The organism is Flavobacterium sp. GNP011 (assembly GCF_056428925.1).
Genome location: NZ_JBWJVJ010000012.1, coordinates 12,288 through 29,837 on the forward strand (window position 1 = coordinate 12,288; position 17,550 = coordinate 29,837).

General features: G+C 32.0%; 9 protein-coding genes. 3 read left to right on the forward strand and 6 right to left on the reverse strand.

The annotated features are described in order from the left end of the window. Positions 1–36 precede the first annotated feature (36 nt). The 4 genes from AC061E_RS10575 to AC061E_RS10590 form a co-directional block, all read right to left on the reverse strand. Positions 37–4,974 (reverse strand): FIDD domain-containing protein, encoded by a 4,938-nt coding sequence (locus AC061E_RS10575; protein ID WP_478286216.1) that lies wholly within the window; start codon positions 4,972–4,974, stop codon positions 37–39. A 525-nt stretch (positions 4,975–5,499) separates the two neighbouring features. Then, positions 5,500–6,336, reverse strand: coding sequence for an ABC transporter permease (locus tag AC061E_RS10580; protein ID WP_478286217.1), 837 nt, complete (start codon positions 6,334–6,336; stop codon positions 5,500–5,502). An 80-nt stretch (positions 6,337–6,416) separates the two neighbouring features. Then, positions 6,417–7,310, reverse strand: a complete 894-nt coding sequence (locus tag AC061E_RS10585; RefSeq protein WP_478286218.1) for an ABC transporter ATP-binding protein — start codon at positions 7,308–7,310, stop codon at positions 6,417–6,419. A 65-nt stretch (positions 7,311–7,375) separates the two neighbouring features. Next, complete coding sequence (locus AC061E_RS10590; RefSeq protein WP_478286219.1) at positions 7,376–7,777, reverse strand: response regulator; 402 nt, start codon at positions 7,775–7,777, stop codon at positions 7,376–7,378. A gap of 388 nt (positions 7,778–8,165) precedes the next feature. On the opposite strand from AC061E_RS10590, the gene AC061E_RS10595 reads away from it, so the two are divergent. Together AC061E_RS10595 and AC061E_RS10600 are read left to right on the forward strand one after the other, a co-directional pair. Further along, positions 8,166–9,224: a hypothetical protein gene (locus AC061E_RS10595; protein WP_478286220.1), complete on the forward strand. Its 1,059-nt coding sequence runs from the start codon at positions 8,166–8,168 to the stop codon at positions 9,222–9,224. 64 nt (positions 9,225–9,288) lie between these two features. Next, a complete protein-coding gene (locus AC061E_RS10600) occupies positions 9,289–10,158 on the forward strand; it encodes an SdiA-regulated domain-containing protein (RefSeq protein WP_478286221.1) in 870 nt (289 codons plus the stop codon). Here AC061E_RS10600 and AC061E_RS10605 read toward each other — a convergent pair. Further along, positions 10,141–13,866 (reverse strand): metallophosphoesterase, encoded by a 3,726-nt coding sequence (locus AC061E_RS10605; protein ID WP_478286222.1) that lies wholly within the window; start codon positions 13,864–13,866, stop codon positions 10,141–10,143. The genes AC061E_RS10600 and AC061E_RS10605 overlap by 18 nt on opposite strands. Positions 13,867–13,891: 25 nt before the next feature. On the opposite strand from AC061E_RS10605, the gene AC061E_RS10610 reads away from it, so the two are divergent. Next, positions 13,892–15,070: a Pycsar system effector family protein gene (locus tag AC061E_RS10610; RefSeq protein ID WP_478286223.1), complete on the forward strand. Its 1,179-nt coding sequence runs from the start codon at positions 13,892–13,894 to the stop codon at positions 15,068–15,070. A 2-nt stretch (positions 15,071–15,072) separates the two neighbouring features. On the opposite strand, the gene AC061E_RS10615 is transcribed toward AC061E_RS10610, so the two are convergent. Further along, complete coding sequence (locus AC061E_RS10615; protein ID WP_478286224.1) at positions 15,073–17,433, reverse strand: GAF domain-containing protein; 2,361 nt, start codon at positions 17,431–17,433, stop codon at positions 15,073–15,075. Between the last annotated feature and the right edge of the window lie 117 nt (positions 17,434–17,550).

Below are 17,550 nucleotides of genomic sequence, written 5' to 3' on the forward strand. Positions count from 1 at the left end.
ATAGTGAATTACTTGTAGTTTAAAGCGTTTTAAGCATTATCTTTTTAAACTGAAATGACCTTTCATTTCTCGTCCATCATCAAGTTTTACAGTATACCAGTAGTCATCTGCTGGCATGGGTTGACCTGTAAACGTTCCGTCCCATCCTTGGCTGGAAGCCGTAATTTGTTTTATTAATTTCCCAAATCGATTGAATATATATATAACAGCATTCTTGTTAAAGGTATTGTTAATGCCTTTGATGTTCCAGTAATCATTAATTCTGTCCCCATTTGGTGTAAAAAATTTAGGAGCTCCGGTAACTGCAATTGTTTTGCTTACGGTACCACAACCATTTTTATCATTAATGTACACTTCATGAATTCCTGATGGGACATTATCAAAAAAGTTTGAGTCTTGAAAAGGACCGTTTGGTAAGTCTAAACTGTATTCATAATCACCCTTTCCATTAGCATCAACCGTTACCGTATTATTTTCGGCAAGATCCACTATATCTACGCTTGCTATCGTAGCAATATCTGAAGCAGTTACTTTTATGGTTCTTGTTCTTACGCATCCTTTTAGTGTTGAAACTTCTACACTATAATCTCCTTCAGCATTTACGTCAAGAGTTGGACCAGTTTCGTTAGTAATTATATTGGAATCTTTGTACCAAGTATAGGTATAATCAGCTGGATTAGTACCATTTGGTAAACCAGCATTTAGTTGAACAAAGAATGTTGGTAAATTAGAACATACTAATTCGTTATCTCCTCCATTGGTGTTTAATTGAATTGGAGGCAATGGATTAACTATAAACGGAATCGTTAGGATTGCTATACAAGTTGTATTGATTGTATTTTCAACTTCTACTGTTATATTTTGAGTAAGAGTTACAAATGGATTAGGAAGCGGACTTGTTAAAGGATTTCCATCTTTATCAAAATAACTTACTTTCATTCCTTGTTGTCCACCTAAAATACTATCTTGAAAGGTACTAGTGTCAAATGAATATTGTCCGTCTTGTAAAAGAGGATCAACTTCGTCATCACATACTGTAGTCAAATTTGTAGGTAAAGAGAACGCCTCTGGTAAATCATCAACAATAAATGCAATGGTAACTTCTTCACTACAAGCCAGTGTTGAATTATTTGTAACTACAGCTTTAATATTTTGGGTTGTAGTGGTGAATGTAGCAGGAAAAGGACTTGAAAGGGCATTATTGTTTTCGTCAAAATAGGTAACGTTTACATTAGTTTGTCCATTGAGTACTGTTGCATGTAATGCAGACGTATCAAAAGTAAAAATACCATCCTGATTGTCATCACATTGTCTTGCAATCGTCACTGGATTTGCATATGGAATTTGTTCAACTACCAGCTTTACAAAAGGTCCTAGACCAAAACAAGCATTTGTAACATCACTATCTACACGACCCCAAACATCTTGTGTTCCGGGATAACCAATGTTTCTATAGCTTGTAATATCAGATATTTTATTGGTTTCGGCTAGCGCATCTGCTTGGTTTCTATAAAAAGATACCGTGTAATTTCCTGCTGGTAGTAATGTTTTTATAGCCGTTTCTGTTGCACTGAAATCAAAGGTACTTATGCCATCTCTTTTATTGTTATTAGCGTTGTCAAGTCCATTTAGATCTCTTAAATCATCACAGGCTGTATACACATTATTAAAAGTTGATGGAATTTGAGTAGCCAATACTTGAAGTGTAATTTCTGCAGTTCTAAAACAGTTATTATTGTTAGTTACTCTTGTCCATACGCGGGTTACTCCTGGTGTGGCGTTAGTATAAGCTAACGGATTTGTAATTTGTTGTGCAGCATTTGCAGTATTTGCTGCAGCAATAGTTGTATAATAGGTAAAGGTTTCGGCACTCGCATTGCTAGAGATTTCATTATTTTTTACTGTAAGATTGAAAGAGGTTATAGCATCTAAGTCATTGTCGCATTGAACAATTGTTACATTGTTAACTGTAGGTAAGTCATATACAGTCAAGCTAGTTTTATCTGAAATTAAGCCACATGAATTACCTATTTTATTTAGAATTACCCTGTATTGGTAGCCATTCATTGATTTTGTTACACTTGAAATAAGAAGTGTTTTTGTAGCTGTGCCAGAGTATGTGGTATTATTTGTTACAGTATTCCAATTAATACCATCAGTAGATAGTTCCCATTGATAGGTGTTACCTCCATTATCATCAAGTGTTACCGTGGCATTTTGTAATTCACATGTAGGTAAAACATTAGTTTGCGTGGTAATTACTATAGGTGCTGCAGTTGAATAATTACTATTTGGAGTTGTATAACCTACGGCACTTGTTACTTTGCCTTTAGAATCAACTGTGACTGGATTATTGCCCAGAATACCGTCAGTATTAGTATCTATAAATCCTGCTTCAACAACATCAAAACACAAATCTCCATCAGTATCTAAATCCCTGAAGTTTTTTATGCCATCAGTATCAAGATCATTTCCTGTTTCTACACTGTCTAGAATTCCGTCATTATCACTATCTAAATCTGTATAATCAGGTACCCCGTCAGAATCTGTATCTTGTGGTGTAAATCCAGGTTCAAAAGCATTGTCAAGACCGTTCTTATTGTCATCTACATTTGATTTAAGAAGCGTTGTATTAATTTGAGCTTCCACTAAATCTGAGATTCCGTCATTATCAGTGTCTGCATCTTCCTGATCTGGAATACTATCACCGTCAGTATCCTTTGGAACACAAACCGCTTCAATTTTGAAAGTTCCTTTGTTAGAGTTGCTATCAGAAAGATTCTTGTGTGTAATACTTAAAGAATTTGTTAAGTGTGATAAGAATTTGAAATTTCCAGTTGCAGCAGCCAATGGTGTAGTGCTATTTAATCTAAATCTAATTTCAAAAGAAGTAAATTGAGTAACACCACTTTCATAAATACCGTCGTAATTTGTATCAATTACAAGTTGATCGTTTGGATTTAGTACAGTTATTGTTTTGTTTACATCAGAGTTAATTATATATTCAGCATCTGCGTTTAGTAAGTCAGCACTGTTAGCGGAGTTTACATAACTCATTTGTAAACTTATGGGTGAACTATAAGCTGTTTTGTAAGTGACAAAATTATCTTTACCCGCTGCAACATCAGTTATGAAACTTCCGTCAGTACCACCAACAAAAGGGGTAAGACTAACCATTGATGATGTTAAAACATTTCCCGTAAATGAATTTGAATACGTGTTTTGAGCTATAATTCCCGATGCTGTATTTGAAAGGTCAATAGCTTTATTTCCAAAAGACTCGGTGCAGTTAAGAACTCCATCATTATCATTATCTATATCTATATTATCATTTACATCATCATTGTCAATGTCTGTTTCACAGGTGCTTACTGGGATTAAATCAGAAAAAACCGGGGGAGTAATACATCCTGTAATAGTTCCTTTTACTTGATAATACCCAGGATGAGTTGGGGTGTAGGAATTACTATTAGAATTAGGTATTGAAACATTATTAAAAAACCATTCAAATGTATCATAAGATGAAATAGAACTTACTTTTAATACCACATTTGGAATACAATTGGAGTTTGCAACAGATAATACATCACTTATAATTTCTGGTTTTGTGTCAAATCCTGAATAATATCCACCATAAGTAGCTGCACTATTAGATCCAAAATAAGAAACATATACTTGCTTAGTAGAAAATACACTTATGTTTCCAGACAATCCACTTAAAGTATAAGTTTCAAATAAAGGGTTACCAATTACATCCTTGGGAGCAATACCTATAGGTTGTCTGGTTCCATTAATTTCTACTTCTACAGCGGCTCCTTTTTCGGTCACTATATTCAGTCCGCTATTGGATAAAAATGTTCGGCTACCAATTTGTTCTATTTGTGGAATATTATCAACAATATTAGGTGTTGAACAATTTAAAGGCGGTACAAAAAACATTTCTTGATTAGCTTGGCTTGAACTGCCTACACTTTGATAAGCAAAAACATTTTTTGATGTTTTTACATACATGCTACCATTTATTGAATACTGGGCACCATTCAAAATAAAATATTGGCCTGCGTTTAGTGGAGTTGGGTTTATAGGAGTTGGACTCCCGTTTATATAAATATTGGTATTGTTTTCATGTATTACAAGCAAAGGACGTTCGGTGATATCTAGTCCTACACCTCGTACAAATATATATTCATTACCAACTATTGTAGAAGGTACAATTTGATCAAAACCTAAATCTAGATTCCCATTAAAATCACCATTTGTGCCGCCATAGGAGCCGCAATTTACGGCAATGGGCTTGTTAGATTTGACTAATGAACCTATCAATCCATCTTTATTGGCAATGCTAGTATCCTCGGTAGCTATTACATAACTTTGTCCTCTGTTTAAAGTAACACTTGCAGGATTATTTCCCACTGCTTCATTCCCCATAAGTGTAACTCCTGACTTTATGTCACCAAAATTAACAACAGTATTGTTTTCTGTAGCCAATATGGATATGAAAGTATATCTAAAATTTCCATTTCCTGTAGTTGCTGTATTTACGTAAGCGCCTACCCTAAATTCATAACCAATAGCTGAGATACCTTTTGATACTAAAGATCCTGCTTGATTGTAATTTCCAGCAAGAACCCTTGCAGCCACATAAATTAAATTTTCGGCCTCAATAATATATCCTTTATTTGCTATGGGAACGTTTAATAGACTAGGATCAACGTGTAATTGTGTATTTGTTCCAAAGCCAACATTGTAAACAAAAGGAGTATTTTTTGAAACTTGAACAGTTGTAATACCTACTCCCAGTGCATTTATTTTTACTTTTACTGGTGTTACACTTGGAGTTGATAGATACAAGTACTGGTCTTGAGCCGAAACTTGATCAGAACCTGATAATGGGGGTATGTAGTGTGTTTTACTAAATTGAGAAAAACAATTGATGGAAAACAAAATATATAGTAGCAGTAAACTTTTTTTCATGCGTTAAAAATAATAAATTTAAATTATCTTTTTAAAGTAAAATGATCTTTTGTGGTTCGCCTATGAATTAATTGAAGTTGAACAAATAAAGTTTGTTAAAGAGAAAAAATTAAACTCTAGTTTTATAGTTTACATCAAATTATTTAATTTCATGAAATCCTTTAGATTGGCACCTTAATTTCAGTTTAAATAGTAGTTATCTCTATTTTTAATAAAATAAATAGACGCTTTTTGACACTCCAAAGTATTAAATAAGATGACTTCTTTTGTATTGAAATTACTTTCAAATACAGTAAAATAAGTATACTTTTTCTTGAAAAACTGAAAAAGTATCTATTGTAATTAAAGCATAGTTTTTGAAGTTTTACAAGTGCTATTTATCAATGCTATATTTTCTATTTGTAAGTTTTATAGTGTTTTATTAATAGTTATTGCATTATAATAAATTATAAGAAAACGAAGCATCAAGAAAATAAATAAATAAATAAATACAGAATCTAAACCATTCGTCTTAAATTATAGCATCTATAAATCCCTGTTTTTTAAAATTTTATAAGAAAAATATATAAATATAACAGTCCAGCACAATACAATCGCAATTGAAAAAAGGGAAACTCCATAATCCTTACTATTCTCCAAACCAATTTGAGTACCAATATTTTTTACAACTGATAATCGTGAAAAAGGCTCAATGATAAGATTTGACATGGATTGTAGTGGTAAAAACTGGGTGATACTGGCTGCAGTAGTACCTTCTGGAAAAACTTTGAATGTTATAATTCCACTTATAATTCCTTCTATAATATTCCAAACTAACAAGAAACCTAAAGCAAATGCAGATCTCTTGATCAAAATTCCAAGAAATAAACAGAAAGAGAAAAAGCCAATTAGTTTTACAAAATAAGCCAATAGATAGTCTAAATCTGAAAAAACAATATCAATTTCAGTAAAGGATGAAAAACTAAATCCAAGTATTAAGGACAAAATAAAAAGGAATACTGTTGATACCGTTGCGAAAAGAATTACAGTCAAAAATTTAGATTGAATAAATTCTTTCTTGCTCATTCCATCAATCAGGTTTTGTTTTAAGGTACCATAACTGTACTCATTGGCCATCATTGAAACAATTACAATTGCTAAAAATAATTTTAAAATAGATGCAATGTAAGTATTGAAGTGCCAGATGTATGGGAAATTGAAAATGCCCATTTCGGCCAAATGAAATTTAAATGGACCTAAATCAAACTTGATTGATGCTATTAATGCAATGAACGTAAGCAAAATGAAGTAGGCTAGCGTTAAAACCCGACTCGCTCTATTTTTCCAGATTTTTTGTAACTCTATCGTAAGAAGTCTTTTCATAAGGTATAATTTTATCTTTGGCTATACAGCCGAAATTTTAATGAGTATATTTAGTACGTAAAAAAGAAATAGTATTAGACTTATTTGTTTGTAAGTTCTAAGAACTGTTCTTCAAGACTGTGTCTTCGTTTTACAAGATGATTCAGAATAATATTTTTATTAAAAAGAAATTGATTGAGGTCTTTGGCATCAAGTTCTTTTTGTAGATAAACAATTACTTTATCATTTGTTTTTACTACGTTTTTTACTGCAGGATGCATTGTTACAAGATCAACAAGTTCTTGCATATTATCAGCTTGCAACTCAAAAAAACCTTCGTTAGAGGACATCCCATCAACCAGTCCTGTATATAGTATTTTTCCTTTTTGTAATACCAAAACATGCGTACATACTTTTTCAACTTCGTCTAGTAAATGAGAAGCAAGGAGTATTGTAGTTCCTTGTGCGGCGATGATTTTTATAATATCTCTAATTTGATGTATTCCTTGTGGGTCTAATCCGTTTGTAGGTTCATCAAGTATTAAAATTTCAGGATCGTTTAATAATGCTGATGCTATAGCCAAACGCTGTTTCATACCAAGTGAAAAGGTTCTAAACTTACTGTTTTGTCTGTCTGTTAAGCCTACTAATTCTAGTTTTTCACTTACTTTGGTATAATTAATACCTTTTATTTGACACACTAGCTCCAGATTCTCCTTGGCAGTCATGTAGGGATAAAAATTAGGTCTTTCAATAATAGCACCTACTTTTTTTAGTGCATCGTGAGTTTGTATCGTACCACCAAACCAGCTGTAAGAGCCAGAAGTTTTGTTAACAACATTGAGTACAATTCCCAGAGTAGTTGATTTTCCGCTACCATTAGGCCCTAGAATTCCGTAAACATTTCCTTTTTGAATGACAAATGATACATCTTTCAAGGCTTGAACTGCGCCGTAACGCTTATTTAGATTTTGTATTGTTAGAATGGTTTCCAAGTGTCAAGATTTTTTGATTTATCAGTTTGACGTTGGAAAAATGATTTTGTTACGACTTTTAAGGTTTACTTTGAAATACGCATAAAATGTTTTATTGTTTCTAGTTTTTCAATACTAATAGGTTTTTCAATGTAATCTTTAACACAAGAGTATTTTTTTGCTTTTTCGATATCGGCAGATTCAATTGAGGAAGTCATAATGAAGACAAAAATATCTTTTTGTAAGTTTGATTGTTTCAGTGCATCTAGAAATTCCCAGCCGTTCATGATCGGCATATTGAGATCTAGCAATATACAATCAGGTAATTCATGATGATTTGTAGTATTTTGTTGTAATAATTCAAGAGCAATTTTAGCATTCGAAAAAGATTGTAATGAATTACAAAAACGTATACGGGTAGCAAGCATTGTGGTTAACCGAAGCGTTAAAGAATCATCATCAATAAGGTAAGTTAATTCATTGCTCATAACTGTTTCAATTTTAAATTAGATACTAAACTAGTGGTGAGTTGAAAAATAGGTTCAATATTTTATTTTAAAGATAAATTTCTAACAGCATTTTTAATTTAGCTCAAGGAATCGCTTTAACTAAAAATCACACCCACTTTTATATGAATTTACAACAGTATCAAATATATAGTTTATATTCTCATTTTTTACTTTTAAAATTTATAATTTGTAATTATTTTCTGTTTATCAGGATATTGAAATTTAGCTTTTTAGTTAAAAAAAGATGATTCGTGATCAAATCATTAAAATAATTTTAAAGAGGTTTTAGACTTTTAATTGCCAGGTATTCGACAAGAATTAAATTCTTCAGATATATTTTTATTGTATTTTTGAAAAAAAATACCCTATGAGTGATCCTATAATGGTTTTTAAAAAACCGTCTTATCCTGTAAATAATTATTTACAGGAATATTTAGAACGATTTGATAGGGTTTCAAAAGTTACTGTATTTTATGATGATCTATTACGTTTTACAGGCTCTGTGACCGTATATGATAAAAATGACCAAGATACGTTGTGGATAAGAGTATATTATAATGAGTTTGAGCGAGATGAAATTGACTTAAATTTAAAAAAGATTTATTCCTTACTACACTCTGATGGAAATTTAGGAATACTCAAATTTTTGAATATTGACTCTATTGATTATTGCACTTTTGGAAATTCTAAACCATTTCGAATCAAGGTTAGGAACATATTAAATGACAATTACACTCACTTTTATGTAAAAAAAGCAGATGCTTCTCGAGTTTATGGGTTGGAACTAGAACATATTCTTTCACCAGATAAAATTAATTTCTTGGTGTACAATGATACTCTTATTGAGGAACATATTATGGGAATTCCAGGTGATGTATTTATCAAAACCTTACTTTCAGATTGCACTGAGACGGAAAAGGCTCAAATAGCCAAAGAGTTTGTAAAGTTTAATGAGCGATGCATGATTCGATTATTGGGGGATATGCGCGCCTATAACTATGTTATTGTTCCCATACATGATTTTGATCACGTAGTCTATAAAATACGGGCTATAGATTTTGATCAACAGTGTTATGAGGGGAATTTTAAAGTGTACAGACCTCAGTTTTTTAAAGAAAATTACCCCATGGTTAAACTGGTTAAAGAAAAACTTCAAACCAGCTCCATTGAGCAATACAAAGATGAAGAACGTGCAGTTCTTGCCAAAAGAATATTATCTTCAGAAAACCGCATTAATAGGTTACTAGAAATTATGAGTGCGGATACGCTTTCAACAGAAATGCATTTGGAACAATTAAAAATGGAGTTGTACAGGTACACAAAAGATCTCAATTTTAAAAAAGCAAAATCAATGGGAAGTATTATGGTTGCAGCCTTTGAGTTTATCACAAGGAATTATAAAAACAGTACGGTTTTAAAAAAGTAATTGTTAAGTAAAGCGTATTGGTTATATTTGAATTGATTTTTATGGATTATCAAATTTATATAGTATGAAAAAATATATTTTTATAAGTCTTTTATTGGCTTCTTGTGAGCAACCATCATCTACCATAACAGAATTGTATTCTTTACCAAAGAAACTCAAAGAAGTTTCAGGGATCATTTATACACCGCAAGATGAGTCCGTATGGGCAATTGAGGATAGCGGCAATGCTAGCGCATTATATAAAATTAACTCTACAGGTAAAATCACAAAAACAATATCCATAACTGATGCTCAAAACACAGATTGGGAAGATGTTACAATGGATAAAAACGGAAATTTATATCTCGGTGATTTTGGTAATAATGACAATGAACGCAATGATTTATGTATATATAAAGTAGACAAAAATTCTTTATTGAATGCTTTTGCAACAACCGTTTCAAAAATATCATTTTCATATCCTGAACAAAAACAATTTCCTCCCAATAAAAAAGAGTTATTGTATGATGTTGAAGGTTTTTTTGAGATGAATAACAATTTTTATTTGTTTACCAAAAACAGAAGCAAAGGATTTGATGGTACGTCATTAATTTATAAAATACCGAATCAAGCCGGAAATCATACAGCGATTTTATTGGGTAGTTTTAAAACCTGTGACACCTATAAGTCATGTGCTATAACGAGTGCTATTATAAATCCTGATCAGTCAAAGGTAGCTTTGCTTACGCATGATAAAATTATTCTTTTCGAAAACTTTAAAGGCGATGATTTCTTGAGCGGTACCCAAACAGTTCTAGAATTAAACCATTTTTCTCAAAAAGAAGCAGCCACATTTATAGACAATGACAAAATACTACTTGCTGATGAAAAATACGGGAGTGATGGCGGTAAGGTTTACAAAACTACTTTAACACAACTAAAAACCAAATCCTAAACCAAAGGCAATACGAGCTTCCTCGCTTGCACTTTTAAAATAAGTGATGCGCGCTGTAAGTGCATTGAGACCGTTAAGCCAAATACCTCCGCCAATGGATTGATTCCATTTTTCAGAGTTTTCTCCTTTTAGCCAAACGCGTCCGTAATCATAACCACCTAAAATACCAAAAGTCATTGGGATAACGCTTCTTTTTATTTTACCAAGATTCAAACGGATATCACTACTGTGATAAAAAGATTGATTCCCCAAGAAACGTTCATTTCTAAAGCCTCTTAAATCATAATCACCTCCTAAAGTTGAGCCTTGATAAAATTCGAAATTATTATTCAGTACTGCTTTTCCTCGAAGGATTGTGGCAAGAACTAGTTTACCTTTAGCATCTATTTTATGATTAAAGTTTATTTTGCTTTCTAAAGTAGGAAAATTTCTTTTTAAATATTCTAGATTCATTTTCCAGCTTCCTGTAAAACTAATCCCCATTCCCATCGATGGAAATGCTGGGATATCATAATTTTCATAACTGTATTTTACACTTGCTCCTGCAAAATGTTGATTTTCAAAAACTTTCGGGTTTATTCCTAGAGATTTATCAACAAATCTATTGGTAGTTTCCTCTACTGTAATTCTTTCATAACTAGATTGTATCTGAAACTTGCTACCGTTAAGACCAATTTTTTTAATAGATGGCATCACTTTTATCATTCGAATTCGAACACGGTTGTAATCCATGTCAAATAACTCCGAATCATTTTGGGTTTCATTACCATACCCAAAATAATTGATGGTAAAGTTAGGGCTTGTAAAACGGGCTTCAAGATCAGCATCCCATTTGCCAAAAAGTTTCGGGAATTTTCCATTATAAATAGCCTCATACCCACTTGTTGCAAAATAATAATTGGTTTTTAAAGAATGTTTATGAGTAAAAGGATTTTGCTTGTAATCATTTACAATGTAGCCTGCTACTATTCCTATTTTTATACCATCATCAGGGTTAAACCCAATGTTGGGTAAGCCAGTAAAATAATTGTATTTTGGTTTTTTATAATCGTAAAAGCTATTGTCGTAATCGTCCATCAACCTTAACTTTGTTTTTGAATCAAGAGTGTACGTATTGGTACGGGATTTAAAATCATGAATTTTTACTTGTTTGCCGTTTTCAATAGTGTACAAGTCTTCATTTTGCCCCCCTATTAATCTTATTTTAATTCCTGAATTTGAGTTTCCTTTTACTATGAATTCATCGTCATCATCTAAGCCATAAATCCATATTTTTTTGGTTTTATTGGCAGTAAAATTTCTGGAATACTGCAGTTCTTCGCCCGTTTTCTTTACTCGAAATACTTGAATCGTTAATTTGTTTTTTTCTTCATTTAGAACTGCAAATTTATCTTTTTTATCAGTACCAACCAGTAATACAGTATGTTGTAATACATCATAATACGTAGAAGCTACAGTTTTAAGATCTTTTTTTCTTGTTTTTAATTTTTGTTGTATGTCTGTAATTGTATAATCTAAAACTTCTTTTGGTAGTACTTTAAAGGCTTCATCTATAGCACTATCTGCCAAGTTTTCTTGAATGTATTTAGCTTGTTTTATCCATTCATCTTTAGTAGTTTTTTTTAAGAAGGCCAAATCCAGTGGATAAGCCTCTCTATTCATTAGTTTTACATTTTTTAAATTATCTTTAAACGACTGCATGTGTCTTAGTTGTACGTTTTTCATTAACACATATACCAATGCACCATCATATTTACTGAATGCCTGATCTCTATCACGGGGAATCGGTTTGTATATAATTTTATCATTTTCGTGATATTCGCCCCAGCGCCATTGATCTTCATGCCTATCCCAATCTCCTATTAGCATATCAAATAATCTAGCTTTGATATATTCACTTTCATCTACCGCGTATTTTTCATCCTTGCGCATGTTTTTTAAAACATCCTCTGTGCTAACTATGGCAAGTGGTGTTCCAAAACTAGAAGTGCCAATTTGATTTGTAGTTGCGCGTTCTTCTACCATATATAGTTCATTGCCATAAGTACTATTAAAATTTTGAAGCGCTGTGTGTTTAGGGATATAGTATAAAACGGGATTAGTATGTGCAACACCTATTTTTGAGGCCAAGTTACCTACTGCTAAAGGGGTATACGGATGTGCTGTGGTGTAAAAATCTGAAAGTAAATTTTCGGCATAGGTGTCCTCAAATTCATCTTGTATGAATTGTTTTTTGAACGCTACCGCTTGTAAAAATCGAGTAGGACTCTTTTTTAAACTGCGCATCACATACTCTTTTCCATTAGAATCAAAAAGTTGAAGGGAGTTAGATTGATGTCCACCTCCAGCACGTTTGGGTTGTAATCCTCCTAAAAGTGTATCTATAGTTGCTACAGGAACGCTGATGAGTTTGCTGTAATAATTGCGGTAGTGATTACCGAAAAAGAACTTATAAAACCCAGATTTTTTTGTTTGTTCAGGACTATAAATACTAGTGTTGGTTGTAGACGGGAACGATTTTGGAAAACCTTTAACATCATAATCTTTTTTTTCTTGTAACACTATTTTTTCATGAATGAGGGACTCTTTTTCTTTGCCAAAGTACATCACTTTTGAAAGCCCATTTTCAAAAACAATTAACTTTGCAAATCCATTTTTACCATACGAAAAATCTCCATCTAAAATTGCCCTTGCTGCCTCAGATTTAGATCCTGCACCGCTAATAATTTGTTTGATATTATCTCTTTCTATATATTGTAAATTGTGATCATGACCAGAAACTACTATTAAATTTTCATGGTTTTGAAGCAATGTTTTAACACGTTTGATAAACAGGTCATACTGCTTGTTTTGAATATCTTGCGGACTTATGCCAGATGTTTTTCGAACTAAATTGATCAGTGATCCTACTATTGGCAATGGAATTTTTTGCTCTAATGGGAAAAGTTGTTTTTCTAGTGAAAATTGTCCACCATGAGAACCGTTACTCATTAATGGATGATGCATTGCTATAATTACGGTTTTTTCTTGATTTTTTGACAATACATTTTCAAGTTCAACAAAAAAAGCTTCCCTTGTTTTAATGTTACAGTCCTCATTTATAGTGGGGCTTTTGTCCCAGTTTTCTAGAAACCATTGGCTGTCAATTGCAATTAAAATGAGGTTTTTATTGATTTCTAGTTCCTCAATACCGCAACCATTGCTTGGCATAAATGATTTTTTTTCTTTCAAATAATTCGTAACAAATTGACCTTGAAGTTCTAACCCTTTCAGGCCACTGTACCAGTCATGATTTCCTGGTATAAAAATAGTTTTTCCTTTAAAGTTTTGAGATAGTTTTAGCTGATTTAGGAGTTTCTCCTCGGCTGTTAAGCGTTCATTTGCCGGATTGGTGTCTGGAAGTCCTTTTGGGTAAATATTATCTCCTAAATAAAGTAATGTGCTGTTAGTATTTGCTTTTTTTAATTGCTCTTCAAGCAAGTTCAACGTTTCTTTCGCCTTTGGTTCATTTGCGTTTCCTGCATCACCAATTAAATAAAAAGTATGTGCAATTTTTAGGTTATCTGTTGCGTTCTGAGTTAGGTTTTTTGCATTTTTCCCATATTGTGCATGATGTGTTGCACAAGATGAAAAAAGACAAAAAACAAACAGAATTGAAATTCCAGTTATATAAAAAGGATTAGAAGATTTATCCGAAAATAATTTCATAATTTAGTGGTGTAAAAATATGTCCATGAATTTAATAGAACAAGCCAAGGATCACGTTGAAAAACTCTTCAAAGATAAACTTTCTAACTCATTTACCTATCATAATTTACAGCATACTATTCAGGTAGTTACTGCAGTAGAATTGCTTTCTAATGAAGAAAATGTGACCCAGTATGAATTTGAAATTTTACAAATTGCAGCTTGGTTTCATGATACGGGATATACAAATTGTTATGATCATCATGAAGAAGTAAGTGTTTCTCTAATGCGTGATTTTCTATCAGATAAGGAAAAGTCATCTGATTTTATAGATCAGGTGGCCATACTAATAATGGCTACTGAATTTGGGTATGAACCTCAAACACTTTTAGAAAAAATCATGAAAGATGGCGATTGTTTTCACCTTTCAGCCCCTAATTATGCTACTACTTGCAATGATTTACGAGAAGAATGGGCGTGTTTGGATCAAAAAAAATACTCAGATAAAGATTGGATTCTCGAAAATATAGATTTCCTTTCCAATACGCATCGTTATTACACAGATTATGCCCTCAAACATTGGCAACCACTAAAAGAAAAAAATAGTAAAAAACTTCAAAAGAAAATTAAAAAAATGGGATTGTCCAAGGCCAAAGATTTAGAATTTGTTCCAAATAAAAAAGAAAAGGAAGATAAACAAGACCGTGCCGTTGATACACTTTTTAGGGTTACCCTCAATAATCACACTACTTTGAGCGGTATTGCTGATAGTAAAGCCAATATATTATTATCTGTAAATGCAATTATTATATCTATTGCTTTATCCATTTTAATTCCCAAATTGGATAGTCCTAAAAATGTACATCTCATGATACCTACCTTTATCATGCTCATGTCAAGTGTAACAACTATAATTTTTGCCATTTTATCCACTAGGCCCAAAGTAACAAAAGGTGTTTTTTCGCGTCAAGACATTGAAAATCAAAAAGTGAATTTACTTTTTTTTGGTAATTTTTATAAAATGCCTTTGGAGGAATACCAATGGGCTATGAATGAAATGATGAAAGACAAAGAGTATTTGTACAATTCAATGATTAAAGATTTATATTACTTAGGGGTAGTGCTTGAAAAAAAATACCGCTTGCTTAGGTTAACATACAATTTTTTTATGATTGGAATAATAATTTCTGTAATTTCATTTGTAATTGCATTTAAAATGGGGTAACATTAATTCCCTTTATCTAGATTATTTTCATAAAAGTCATAATTAGAATCAACTAGGTTTTGGCTCGTATTGCTTACTTTCACACGAATTGCTCTTAGTCCAGATACACCTTGCAGCTCTTCGACTTCAAATTGTTCGATACCGGGCTCAAGTATTTTTTTGAATTGCAAAAACTTGATGTAGTTGAGATATTCTGTTTCTTCGTTATTGTGTGAGTATACGATAGTTATTTTCTCTTTTTCGGTAATTCGTTCAGAGGTTCCTTTTATATGGGCTTTATCTATGCGTTTTTTAACTACTTCATAGCGCGCATTATAGGTGCCGTCTACATCAAAACGTTTTTCGTCCATTCTAAATCGAATTGAAATAGGAGAGCTAAAAACTAGAATTAGCGATGTTACATCTAGTTCATAAGGCAGTGAATATTTCAATTGATGGTGCTCTTTTTCCATTTCACATAAAGTTTGCAATTGCCACAACCTTAAATTGTGCAAATACAAGGTATCAAAAGTTTTGTTTGGTGCAATGGTAGCGCCTATGTATAAGTTGTGTTCTACGCCATCAGTTTTAAAACGTTCGTAATAGTGAGGATAAATTTCTTGTGCTTCAGTTTGTTTTTTGTCAAGGATAGAAGCTAGTTTTTTATTGATTATAGATAGTGCATGATCAAATTTTTTCCTGGCATGATAAAACATTCCTGTTTTATGATCTAGGCTATTAAAGTATTTATTTTCTAAAGTGTTGTCATCATTAGCTTGTATAGTATTCTTTAAAATAGGATGAATTTCATTTTCTATATACAGTTGTATTTGTTGTTCTGTATCAGCTTTTAAGGGTGAATCTAGTTGCGTAAGCAAGGTTTGTAATTCAAAAGTGCGCTGCTCAGACAATACTAAATTGGTGTTGAATCTTTGATTTTCAAAAATTTGAATTAAAGAGCTTAATTGATTCTTCAAATCTTCTTTTACGGTTTCATTTCTGTGATTTGAGGATCCCTTGATATCAATTTGTCCATACAAAGGATAGACTTCTTTAAAAACAATTTCTTTAAAATTGTAATCTTTAGTTTGTGTTTTGAAATAAGTAACTGCTTCTTTTTTGAATTTCCAGTACACACTTGGGTGAATTGCAGTGTATTCCCGCTGAATGATGGCTTCTATTTGATTTTGCATATCATTATTATACCGTTCTAAGGTATCAATAACATAGGGTAAAATCATATCTAAATTATTGACATTAATGCTGTTTAACGCTCTAGATTTACTAGATACAAGCTCAATAATACCTAATAATTTTCCGTTTTTTATAACTGGAGCTAATATACAGCTATTGATTTCTAGTGACAATAAATGCATTCCTAGTTTTTTATTGTCTCTCTCTTGGGCAAACTGCTCCACATTAGAAATAATAAAAGGTTTGTTTTGATTTAGAATACTTTCTAATGAACATCCAAAAAGGGAATTATTGCAATCTACTTCTTGTAAATCTTGTAGTATAAAACTTCCAGTTGCATCATAAGGAGGTTTTACAAATTTTTGTTCCTCTTCATCAAACATGATAAATCCAACCTTTAAGTCGGGTATTTTAAAAATTGAACGAAAGATGCCTTCAAAATCTCCGGGATTTTCATTTGGTTCAGATTTTGTTTTTAAAAGATTGCTCTTTAAGTTTGATACAGCATTTTCAATTGTTGCATCAAATAAAGATACAATTCCAAAACCTTTCAGGATCCAACTTTCTTGTGGGAACTTTTGTTTCCACAGTGCCACATCATCAAAGTTATCCATTAACAAATCTATTTCGTTAACAGTGAGTGTTAGGGCATTTGCTGTAGGAATGATTTCCATAAAATCAGCATTATACAAAATACGATAATGTTTGATAATTCCATTTTTATCTGGAATGTCATAAAACAAAGGCTTATTGTAATCAAAATTTTGTTTGTAAAACGTATTTAAAATTAGAATACAACTCATGACGTAAAATTGATCTTCATTAAAATCGCTAATGGTCATGTCAAAAGGGGTGCCTGCGTTTTCTATTATTTTTTCAAACCGCTTGGAATAGTTAAATGTAAAATTTTGAAACGGAATGGTAACAGCTTTGATTTCGTTGTGTGTTAAAACTGTAGGGAATAAATCAGCTAATATATTTTCTAATAATTCTTTATTTTTAAAAATAATGTCAAAATCTTCAATACCTGTTTTAAACTCGGGAAAGGGTTCGATTTCTCGTAGCAATGCCTTGGCATAATTAGCTCTGTAATCTATAGGACTATTAGCAATCTCCTCCAGCCCATCAATGAGTTTATGAAATGAGATAAGAGTTTTGAATGGGGTTTCTTTGAAAAAATAGTGTGACATTTAGAACTCATTTTTGAATCAGTAAATTTAGGAATAAAGTAAGTTTCAAAGACTCGTTTTTTTTCCTTTTATTTCGCAAATAAAAAGGTCCGCAATTACGGTTGTAATGGCGGACCT